The sequence below is a fragment of the Chishuiella changwenlii genome (genome assembly GCF_900142565.1).
Classification (GTDB): Bacteria; Bacteroidota; Bacteroidia; order Flavobacteriales; family Weeksellaceae; genus Empedobacter; species Empedobacter changwenlii.
Map to the genome: position 1 here is coordinate 107,462 of NZ_FRBH01000001.1, position 12,189 is coordinate 119,650.

6 protein-coding genes are annotated in these 12,189 nt (G+C 29.6%); 1 reads left to right on the top strand and 5 read right to left on the bottom strand.

Going from position 1 to position 12,189, the window contains the following annotated elements:
• Nucleotides 1-7: 7 nt before the first annotated feature.
• The 5 genes from BUA86_RS00545 to BUA86_RS00565 all read right to left on the bottom strand — a co-directional run bounded on the left by BUA86_RS00545 (nucleotide 8) and on the right by BUA86_RS00565 (nucleotide 10,326).
• Nucleotides 8-394 (bottom strand): VanZ family protein, encoded by a 387-nt coding sequence (locus BUA86_RS00545; protein ID WP_083580259.1) that lies wholly within the window; start codon nucleotides 392-394, stop codon nucleotides 8-10.
• Nucleotides 387-767 carry a glycine cleavage system protein GcvH gene (gene gcvH, locus BUA86_RS00550; RefSeq protein WP_072928852.1) on the bottom strand — a complete coding sequence of 127 codons (381 nt, stop codon included), beginning with the start codon at nucleotides 765-767 and terminating at the stop codon, nucleotides 387-389. The genes BUA86_RS00545 and gcvH overlap by 8 nt, the downstream gene beginning before the upstream one ends.
• 19 nt (nucleotides 768-786) lie before the next feature.
• The gene (sov, locus tag BUA86_RS00555) at nucleotides 787-8,031 is read right to left on the bottom strand and encodes a T9SS outer membrane translocon Sov/SprA (protein WP_072928853.1); all 7,245 of its coding nucleotides are present in this window, start codon (nucleotides 8,029-8,031) and stop codon (nucleotides 787-789) included.
• Nucleotides 8,031-8,612, bottom strand: coding sequence for a Holliday junction branch migration protein RuvA (gene ruvA / locus BUA86_RS00560; protein ID WP_072928855.1), 582 nt, complete (start codon nucleotides 8,610-8,612; stop codon nucleotides 8,031-8,033). The genes sov and ruvA overlap by 1 nt, the downstream gene beginning before the upstream one ends.
• A 190-nt stretch (nucleotides 8,613-8,802) precedes the next feature.
• On the bottom strand, nucleotides 8,803-10,326 hold the full coding sequence (locus BUA86_RS00565; protein ID WP_083580260.1) for a serine hydrolase domain-containing protein: 1,524 nt from the start codon (nucleotides 10,324-10,326) through the stop codon (nucleotides 8,803-8,805).
• 410 nt (nucleotides 10,327-10,736) lie between these two features.
• On the opposite strand from BUA86_RS00565, the gene BUA86_RS00570 reads away from it, so the two are divergent.
• Nucleotides 10,737-11,624, top strand: coding sequence for a helix-turn-helix domain-containing protein (locus BUA86_RS00570; protein ID WP_072928857.1), 888 nt, complete (start codon nucleotides 10,737-10,739; stop codon nucleotides 11,622-11,624).
• Nucleotides 11,625-12,189 lie beyond the last annotated feature (565 nt).

A 12,189-nucleotide genomic window follows, 5' to 3' on the forward strand; every position in this document is an offset into this window, starting at 1 on the left:
GCAACAATTAAATTTGTTGCGTTTTTTTATTTTTTATGTAAACTGTTATCAGAATGTATGAAATGGTTATTCCTGAAAGGTTAGCCATTAAATCGACAAAATCTGCACCACGATGTAAAATTGTTATTGTTCCTTGTAAAATCTCAATAAAAAGACTAATAAGAAAAGGAATATAAATTAATCGAAGATTACTGATTTTATAAGACCAAAACAATAGAATTGTCATCAGTCCAAACATTCCGAAATGTACAAGTTTATCAAAATTTTCTATTTTAAAAAATAGTTCAAAACCTCTAAAAGTACTCAGTTCCGTAAAGTTTTCCTGCGGTAGTAGCGTCAGATAAAACACTAACGCTACGTAAGCAAAAAATAATATTTTTGATATCTTATGCACCGATTAAATCTCCGTAAGCAGCAGCATCTAATAAGTCTTCTAATTGAGAAGCATCTTCAATTTTCACTTTAATAACCCATCCTTTTCCGTAAGGATCTGTGTTAATTAATTCTGGTTCTCCTTCTAGTTCTGCATTAAATTCTACAATTTCTCCACCAATTGGCATAAATAAATCAGAAACTGTTTTTACTGCTTCAACAGTTCCAAAAACTTCTTCTTGACCTAAAGTTTCTCCTTCTGTTTCTACATCAACATAAACAATATCACCTAACTCTCCTTGTGCGAAAGCTGTAATACCAATTGTTGCTACATCTCCTTCCACAGATACCCATTCGTGATCTTTGCTGTACTTTAAATTGTTTGGAATGCTCATAATGTTTGTTTTATTTGTTTTAATTATTACCGAATGTAAAGGTAGCACTAAATCCGGCACGAATTTGAGAAATTGGGAATGCTGTTGAAATTTTATATTTACTCATCATTTGATCCCAATAAAATCTTAAATTCAGACTCTTACTTACGTTATAATCGGCTGTTAACTTAAATGACATAATTCTTTGTCCTCCTGTAATTTGAGACTCTCCTTTAATCTCAGTTGGAGAATTAGGATTTGCTGCATCATTAAATTCGTAAATGATTCTTCGAATTGTTGTTTGATTATCTCTTACAGAAAAATCTCCACGTAGATTTAAATCACCTTTTATAGTTTTTTGTCCTCCTTGGTAACGCATTTTTATTTTAAAATCTTTAAAAATATATCCGAATCCAAGTATAAACTCAGAACCATAATCTTCTGTGTACGTATAATTAGTTGTACTTAAAGATAATAAACGATCGCGGTTATATTGCGCTCTTAACTGCATACTATTACGGAATGTTAAGTCTGCACCTAGTAATGGAGAAAACTGCTCTATCATGGTAATAGCGCCATAAACATTTCTAGTATAATAATTTCCATTTTCATCTTTTCCTACTACAGCTCCTCCGTTAATAATTCCGGCATCTAAAGCAAAATTAGGATTAGACTGTACTCCACTCGCTGTATAAGTAGAATTATATGAACTTGTGATTTCTACATTATCAAAATATTTATTAACAATAGGAATTGATCTTAACCCTGTGTATGTAACTCTCCAGTTTGGAATTGGAATTGACCTGTTATAACCTAATTTATTAGAACTAGCATCTTTTCCTTGCACAGCAGCTAAAAATGCAGGTAATAGTACATCTGTACTTCTTGCATTAAATCCTTCATAATAACCCATTCCATCTTCATTTCCGCTTCCTCTTTGTCTAGCTAAACGTCCAGAAATTGTCTTCGTATTTGCTAAAAACTGTTCAAAAATTGCATCACCATCTTTAAAGGCTGTTTTTAAACTAATTGTAGAAATATTAAGCGTTGTTAATTCGTCTATATACGGATTTGGTGAGTATACTCTCTCATTATTCACCTCTGTAAATAAATTAAATCCTGATTGATATAAACGACGATCTTTCATTCGTTTTGCATTTAAATCAATTCTAAGATCTGGAAATGGTTCAATTAATGCTGTAGCATTAAAATCCGAACCTTTAGTTTGTTGATAAGGATCTGTTAATAATTGATCTGAAGAAACCAAATAACCATTTTGAATTAATTGGCTTTTAAGGTCGAACTGAGTTCCATAAATAAAACCTAAAGTTGGTCCATTTTTTCCATTTACTCCAAAGAATCCTGGTTCATACATTAATCCTGGAATTACTGCTCCATTTCGTTGGTTGTATGTGAAGTTACCTCTTTTTAATGAAGATAAAATCATCCAACCATAATCTTTTGCTGTAAATTTATTTTTGAATTTATATTTTGATTTCTTGTTTGTTCTACGCTTTTTAGAGAATAACTCAGTGTAAACTGTATTCAACGAATCAATTTCTGCTCTTCTTCCTTTTAAGATAGAATCGTAACGTTTATATCCTTTAAATTCTGGATAAAATTTAGTAAAATCCATATCTCCAATTAAATTAATTGAATTAGAATTTTGCCCTGTTCCGTTTCCTAAACTAACAATCCTTTGAACTGGATTACCATTACCATCTTCAATTGGATTACCATTTGCATCTAAAGCTTCTGTTTCAAAATTACGCATTGCAGTAGACGATGCCATCCAGTTATAATTAGATGTAAACCCAACTTCTAAATTAATCCAATTTAGATAAGGGAAGAATCTTAATGGTAACTTATAATTTGCTTGAAATTGTTGATCGTATTGAACAGGACGACCAATTGTAAACATATTCTGCCATATTAAACTTTGATCTGGTCGCTGAAAACTACTTCCATCATTTAATGTCATGGTAGATGATGTTAAATCTACTCGGAAAGACCTCGTTAAATCAAAACCTAAATTATATTGCCAATTAAACAAGAAATTATTACTGTAAGTAGGACGGATCATATTACCTTGTCCTCCTAGATATTGATTAATATCACGGTATTGTCTCTCACTATATGTACGCGCTACTTCTGTACGGAAAGAAAAACGAGTTGGCAATGGATTAATATTAAACTCTCTAATAAATTGTAAATATTTACTAGATTCTTCTTTTGGTTGAAGAGGTCGCCACTTTTTGAAAGGCTCGTATGATTTTCCTCTAAATCCAAAGTTATAATTTAATGATGCTCTAAGCTGTTGATTAACATTATAAGCTGTATAAATATCACGATAATAATTATCTGAATACATCATTGACACAGAAAAGTTAGAAGGATCGTAAAAACGAACTGGGTTTGTATTATTAGTACTTCTAATTTTTCTAATGTTATTAAATGAGAAACTTTTAAATTGAGAGTAAGTACGAACAACCTTTTCTAATTCAGCTTTATTAGGCGCTTCATCAAAAAGGATATCATTGTCTAAAGGATTGTATTTTGGATCGACAAATTTCTCATCAATTGTAAAATTGAAAGGAATTTCCATCCCCCATTTCTTTGGTAAGAATTTATCTAATTTTACCTCAGCATTTAATGCATATTGTAATGATTGATCTTGATTACGACTAGACGGACCTTGGTCTATTGCACCAAAACCTACAGAACTTGTACTACCAGAAACTTGCACATTTGCAAAATCTCCTAAATTAAACTGTACGTTTGCCGCTGCTGCATAACCTCCTTCGTTATCAATTTCACTTAAACGAAGTTCATTTACCCAAAGTAAAACTTCTTTATCCGAAGCACCAGAAGTGTTACGAACCCCTATCATAATAGAAGAGACGTTTCCTAATGTTGGACGACCTTTTACGTAAACAGATTTATTTGGATTTTCAGCATCAAAAGGAAAACTATAACGTTGCAACGTGCTAAAACTATCTGTATCTCTTTGCTTTTTAGCTTTTGTAAACAGTTCTGTTGTTAAATCTATTAAGTTTTCTTCTGGCCAAATCATACTTTCCGACATTGCACTTTGCGGTGTGTACTTTAAAGGCATTTCGTACTCGTAGTAGTTATCTGTGTAATCGCTTCCTAAACGAATAAATAATTTTGTTCCATTATCAATTGCTGTAGAAGTTCTATCTAAAAGATTTTGTGCAGATACAAACATTTGTAATTTTTTGTATCGTCTTAAATCTAAATTCGTATTCTTAAAAATTGCTTTAGAAGTACTCCCTGGCTTAAATTTAGCTTTAAGAGTCATAGAAGCTTCATTCTGCGACTGAAAACCTGTTGATCCTTGTGTTTGCTCACGGTAAACTCCAGGAGGAATAACATAACGAGGACGATCTGTTCCGTTACGTTCTATACTTACTTCACCTACTTCTAAATCTCCAATATTTGTATCTTCTGCTGAACCTTCTTGGTTACTTACAAGTAATGGATAAATATTTTTAGTATAACGTCTCCATTCAGAACGAACTAAATCAAAAGTACCAAAACGAAGTGTTGTCTGATCTTGGAATCCTCTCATTACTAAACGCATAAAACGAGCAGAGTTTAAAACACTTTCTGCTTGAGCAATTGATGCATCATTATTTAATTCCTCGATTCCATCTCCATCAATATCTAAATCGTACCCATCTACTGGAATACGAACTTGATACCATTTTACTTTTTCTGTTCGCTTATTTGCAAATTCACCATCAACTTCTTTTCTAGCAACAATAAATTTATTTTCAGGATCTTCTAAACTTTGTCTAGTAATTTTAAATGTATACTGATTATAATTTTCAGTTTGATCTAAGTTATAATCCCCATTAATATCTTCTGTATCTGGAATTAATGATATTGAATGTAATGGATTATCTGTTGAGTTATTTCCTTGTGGATTTCGGAAGAAACGGTAACGATCTTGTAGTGTATTTCCTATTGATGCTCCTCTAAAACGATCATCTAAGAAGAATACATAATTATCATTTGCAGGATCGGATTCTCCTGTAACGATATTGTTACTAGAAATTCCGTATCGTTGTTCTTCTTCTAAATCTGTTAAACCATTGTATCCTAAATCCTGTTCTTTTCTTGCAGCTCCACTTGTATCGAAAGCATATAAAATAGGATTTTGTTGTGGTGTTTTTCCCCAATTAGATGAAACAGTTACCGCTTGATTATTAGAGTGTGGTAATCCGTTTTCATACATCATTTCACCATCTTTCAGTACATCTTCGGAAACATTTCCTAAATGAACTAATAATTCTCCATCTCCAGCTGATCCATCTGCATAAGGATCCATCATCCAAAATTCTATATACTCTACGTTAGAATCTTTGAAATTTGACACTGATATTGGACGCATAATAGCTCCCCAGTTTTGTGTATCTGTTGCATTTGGATTGATATTATATGGACCACGTTCTTGAGGATAGAATGTCATATCTAATGTACTGATATAAGAATTCGTTCCTGCCATTACATCACGTTGATCAAAAATCTCTCTTAACTTTACTCGACGAGCACTGTGTGTAGACATTTGTTGATCTGTTAATGGAGCACTTCCTCCTAAACCATAAAAACGTGGATCAATCGTATACCAAGAAAGCATTTTACGCCCATTGTTAAACGATAAATCATCATTCTTAATTCCATTTGGGAAAAATGGGTGATAATTTGTTGCGTTGTATCCAGCTGGTTTTCCTGGTGTTGAACCAAACTTCCAAGAACCAATATCTAATAAACTTACACGAGATTGTGCATCTTCGAAATCGTCAATATAAGAATAACCATTTGTCACTTTATTAACCCCAGGCATTAAGTAAGCTGCTTCTGCTTGCACACTAATGTTAGACATTTGATCTGTCTTTATTCCTGGAATTTTATTTGTTAATCTCGTTAACCATTCAGCTTCCGAGTTATATTGCGTATTTAGTCCAAAAATTGTATTATTTACAGGTTCTGCACCAAATTGTGTTTTTTGTGTTACTGGGCGTTCTTGATAGTTAATTAATGTCCCTCCTAACATAAATTTATCACTAAATTTATGTTCAACATTAATTCCCATAAAACGTTTTTTCTGTAAATTAAAAGTCGATTGATTTTCTAATGCAACATTAATAGGTGCACCAGAATTTTTTAATCTATAGTTAATAATCTTTACACGACCTAATTGATAATCAACTGTATAATCAACTCCTTCTGTTAACGTTACACCAGCAGATGTTACTTTTACAGAACCTTGTGGTACGTTAAATGCACCTAATGGAATTCCATCAGAAACTGTTCCTTTGTAGCGACCTTCTATCGTATATCTATTAGCTAATCTTTCTCCTGGTAAAGTGTTAGGTAATTGACGGTAAATTTGATTAAAAACAAGATCTTCATTTTGTCCTTGTAATTTACTGCTTAAATATTGACCAAAAGGTTCTACGGTTGTAAAGATAATATTTCCTCTTTCGGTATCTACAGTTAAACCTTGCTGAAAGTCGAATAAACCATCCCCTTTACTTCCATCTGGATTTTGTTGTAATTGACCATTCGAATTTAATCTATCCATATTCAGAACCTGAAGTAAAGATTGATCTGCAACATTTGTATTTGGAAGATAATTTAATTTTCCTGATGATTGTTCTCCATTGTCTTTGAAGTTAATGTTCATCATGAAATCTTCGCTAGAAACACCATAAGCGTTCAGCGAATAAATATTCTTCATCATTAAATTCCACATTGGAGAAGCAACATTTACAGCAGAATTAGGTTTAATTAATTTTGCTATAATAGGCTTATCTGTCTGATCTGACATTTGACCAACAGTATATAATTTTCCAGGATCTGAACTTAATGTATATTGAAAAGAAACTGCTAATAAATCTTCTCCATCAACTAAAGGTGTATTTAAGGAAACATAACCTAATTTTGGATAAAATGTATATTCAGAAGGATCTAACTTTCGTACATTTTCATTTACAATAAAGTTTTCTCCATCCTGAAATTGTTGATAACCGTTTAAGAAATTTCTTGCATTACTAATCGATGTAAATCCTTGCGTATTAACATCGTTAAACAACATACTATTCGTATTATCAGGAAAATTATTTACTCCAGGAACTGGTTCAGCAATATCTCTTAAAGCAATTATAGATCGACGATTTTGTTGGTTTCCTCCTGTTTTATCAACTTTCCAAACCTCAATACGTTGAATATTAATATTACTATTAACTGCTGGATAGTTTGCTAATGCTCTATCGTAATTATTTCTGAAATATTGACCTAAAAAGAAATGTCGGTTATATTCGTATTTTTCTGCAGCAATCTTAAATTCTGATTGTACTCCACCACCTTGAACAACAATGTTTTTTGATTCTGATCTTTGCTCAGAGAAAACTGCCGAAACAAATGTTTTTCCAAATTTAAGATCGGTTCTTACACCAAAAAGAGATTGTGCTCCTGTAATTAAAGAAGTACTTAATGGCATAGAAATATTACCTACTTCTATATTTTGTAGAATATCATCTTCTCCACCAAATGGATCTAATTTTGTTCCTAGCGCTTTTCTCCATTGAAGTTTCATTTGATTTTCAAAACCGAAACCGGCTTGCGTATCATAATTAACTTTCATTTGAAGATTCTCTCCAACTTTACCCAAAATACTTAATTGCATACGTTGGTTAATATCCATTGTAAGCGTTTTTCTATTTTGAGGCAAAAGCATTGGGTTATCTATATTTTGCAGAAAAACACCAAGATCAAGATTAGCATAACCTTGTGGTGTTAATGATATTTCTGTTCCTCCAAAAATAGTTTCGAAAGCTTTAGATTTTACTCTAAAACTAGGTAAAATATTTCCTTCTTTTTTTCCTTCTTTATCTCCAAATCTTTGTTCACGATAATATTGATCGTTTGTTTGAGATTTCTGACGAAAATATCCTTTCATATCCTCGTTTTGAACTAACTCTAAATATTCACTTCTAGTTAAATAAATAGGTTCAGAAACTAAACTACTTCCAATTTTTGGATATAATATATATTGACGAAATAAAGGATCGTACTCTACATCGTATTTTATTTGGTTATCTAAAAATAATCCTCCCTTCTGATCTCTAATAGGAAATTTTAGTGTATCACTTTCCTGTGCCACGACATCACTCATTGTTCCTAATGCAAAAAGGAAACATAGAGCAGCAATGGTAGAGTTTTTACGAATAGGTTTTGGTTCGCGGTATATTTTCATTAAATCTTCTTCAAGGTTTCTTTAACTAAGAATTCAACCTCTGCATCTGGATTCTCTTGTAAGATTTTATCCATGATTTTTTCGGCAGACTTTTTCGGAATTCCAAGAACTTCTAAAGCAGATAACGCTTCATTCTTAGATTTATTTTTAACTACCCCAGAATTAATATCTAATATTAAATTTTGATCTAATTTATCTTTCAAATCAATGATTATTCTTTGCGCTGTTTTTGCACCAATTCCTTTTACGCTTTGCAATATTTTTACATCTTCTGATGCTATAGCAGTCGCTATTTCTTTAGAAGATAAAGTAGAAATCATCATCATTCCAGAAGCTGGTCCAACTCCGTTGACACTAATTAATTTCTGAAAAATTTCTCTTTCTAATTTTGTAGCAAAACCATAAAGTAAATGAGCGTCCTCTCTTACAATAAGATGAGTAAAGATTGTTACGGCTTCTTCATGTTCTAAAGTAGAAAAAGTATTAAGAGAAATATTTACCCAATATCCTACACCATTGCAGTCTATTACAGCATTTGTTGGATAAATTTCAATTAATTTACCTCGTAATTGTGTTATCATTTTGAAGTTTATTAAGTTACACTCGATTAAGTGATAACGGCAAAATTACAATTTATTTTATGAGAATAAAAAGTATCTATGATTTTGGATGGTAAACAAAATATATCCTCACGTTTACAAGACTATATTTTAATAATTTGTTATACAAAATGTTCTCCTCTTAAATTAACAATTTAAATATGTTATCTGATTAAAATTTATTTATTTCAGAAATTTGCTTTTTAGCATTCTCATTATTTGGATTTAGTTTGAGTGATTTTTTATAATTAAGAATAGCTTTTTTATAATCTTTATTTACAAAATAAGCTTCACCAAGACTATCAAATAAATTTGCATTTTTAGGGTATTCTTTTGTTGCAAACTCAAATAGTTTAATTGCTTTATCTACTTCTTTATCATTATATAACAAATCATATCCAAGACTGTTTAGTGTGAATTGCAAATTAGTATTAAAATAAATATCTTCTTTTTTACTTAAAACATCGAATGATTTTTTAGCTAACTGAGGATTGGTTATAAATTGAGATTTTAATACTGATTGTAAGTTTAATTTTGGATACTTAATCAAATCTGTTTCTATTTTATTAAATAGAATTTCCCAATCATTAATTGCTAAATTGGACTTGTTATTAATTATTACAATTTGTCCGTATTTGCTGTCTGGAGAAATTAAAATACCACTTCTTACTCCATTTGCATCTCCAGTTTTTGAATAATAAAACCCTTCTTCTTTACCAAATCCCATATCTTGCCATAAATATCCCATTACGTTGTCTTCGTCATCCTCAAACAAAATTTTGGTTGATTCTTTTATTAAAGGATTATCACTCTCTAGTTGAAACTTCATTAGCTTTATTAAATCGGGTAATGTAGTAATAATACCATATCCGCCTCCTAACAAAGGATTCTTGTCTAATGGAGCTAATTCACCAGAACTTGTGTAACTATTTGCGAGGTATTTTTTATGTTCTTGATAATTTTGTAAATAAGTATTTTTCATATCTAACTCGTTCAAAAAATCCTGAAGCAAGTCTTTATAGGTTTTATGATAAACCTGTTCTAATATGTAGGACATTAGCTCTGAACCAATAGAATTGTAATCATAAACAGTTCCAGGTTTTTTATCTAGTTCTACTGTTTTCAGCTCTTCTAAAAAGGTTGACATATTATAATCAAAAGGTCTGTTTTCATAATAACCTTCTGTTGTTTTCTTATTAACCTCTGCTAGTTTTTCTGGTATTTTAGTTTTAAACCCAAGCGTATGGGTTAACAAATTTTTAATTGTAATTGGTGTGCCTTGATATTCTAAATTAGGATATGTTTCTAACATGTACTTGCTAATATCATCATCCAATTTTATTCTTTTTTCTAGCACCGCTTTAGCTGCTAATGAACCTACAAAAACTTTAGAAATAGAAGCAATTTCATATAATGTATTGTCATTTGGTTTGTTTTGATTATTCTTATCAATTTCTCCATAATAGTTATGAAAAATTTCTCCATTTTTATAGATAGCTAAAGCAATTGAGTTGATGTTACCTTTTTTTATCTCATTTTCCGCATACTGATCTATCAAATTAGTTAGCTTATTAAAATGTTTTCCTAAATCATTATTTGCAAAGTAAGTTTCATCTGGACTACCATGTAAATCTTTTACTTGTGCATTAGTTTGAGTATAAAAAAATAAAAATAGTATTAAATGTAGATTTTTCATTTTGCATTTATAAATGATTAATTGTTAAAAAATGTTTTCTAATATACTAACATCTTGTGTTCAATCAAAATTTAAACGATTGTGTTAAATCATGTTATCCGATTAAAAAACCTGATTTAATTATTAAATCAGGTTTAGAAATAAAGTATTCATAGGTTTAGTTTCTTTTATTAAAAAGAAAAATATTGTCTAACAAAATTAAACCAAGACTTTTATGCTTTATTGTTAAAAACTTTACATTATTTGTCTATTTGTTTATGAAATTTAATCGAATATTTTCTTTTGGTAATGAAGTAAAACAAGTGACATAAATAATTGTATTTCAATAATATTTTATATACTATTGCATTTTAAAAACAGTTGTTTTTATATATTATTGTATTTTCTTTAAATCCCCTAAATTATTGCTTATGCAAAAACCATATTCTATAAAGAATATTATTAATCATGGAAAAATAAAATGGATATATTCTTCTGATTTTTTATTCTTTTCGCGGGTATCTACTATTTTTGAATTATCAAGTTTTACAGCAAATTATTACTCATACGGAATGGTTACTGATGGTAATATAATTCTCGAATTAGATGGAGAAGTATTAAAGCTAAATAATCAAAATCAAGCATTTTTAATTCACAGACCTTTTCAAGATATACGAGTATTAAAAATAGATCCAGGAACAAAAGGAGTATTTATATTTTTTAATAAAAGTTTTATAAATAAACTAGATTCTTCTATCAGCTATTTAATGGACTTTATTCTTTTAGAGAAATTGAATAGAAATTATTTTTTACTTAGTAAAGAAGATTATAATTATCTAGCAGAACTATTTAAAAATATTTTTGATTTATTATATATACTACCTTTATACAGGTGGGAAGAGTCTGCACATAAACTCCTATTATTCTTATTAAAGGAAATTGATTTGTTATTGAATAAATACGCTGATGTAGATTCAGATTCACATATAGGTAAAGGTGTTTCTACATTAACTAAATTTATAGAACTTGTAAACGACAATTATATTGAACATAAGTCTATTGACTTTTATGCTAAGAGTCTTAATATAAGCTCAAATTATCTATATAAACTAGTTAAAGAACAATTAAATGACACGCCACTTTCATATATTCAAAAATCAATTTTAAAACATGCTATTTTCCTGTTAGAAGAAGGAAAAATGAATATTAGTGAAATTGCATATTATTTACTTTTTGATAATGTTTCTACTTTTAGTAAATTCTTTAAAAAAAAGATGCATTTATCTCCTACTCAATACCAAAGAAAAAAATTTTATTAACTTTTATAGACAAATAATGTAAAGATTTTTACAACAATAGATAAAAGTCTTAAAATAAATTTGTTAAAACAATGTTTTTAACCTCAAACTAACCCAATTATGAAAAAAAAATACTTTTTAAATTTATCTGTTGTAAATTTTTGTTTATATTTTTTATATCACTAAATTCACAAGTAGGTATTGGTGTTAATTCCAAACTACATTAGATAGGACAGATAGTCATTAACATGACTAATTATAATATAATTTCATATTCTTTAGTAACTTTTCTAAAGAAGATTTTTAGGTTTCCTATATCTATAGGGTAGGTTGTGTATAAGGGGTGGTTCCCCTTATACTTTTTTATAAAGTATCATTATTAACCTAATCGATTAATTCTTCATTTTATAAATTAAGTTTTTAGAAAAACATACAGTAAGCTTTTCTAATACTATATTATCAATGTCTAAAAAAATTTCACAATTTTATCTCACATTTTACAAACTATATTTTATAATTTTCTTTGAATACCCTGTATCCAAAACTTTATAAAAAGAAACAGTTAGAATAAAAAAGAGAGATTATT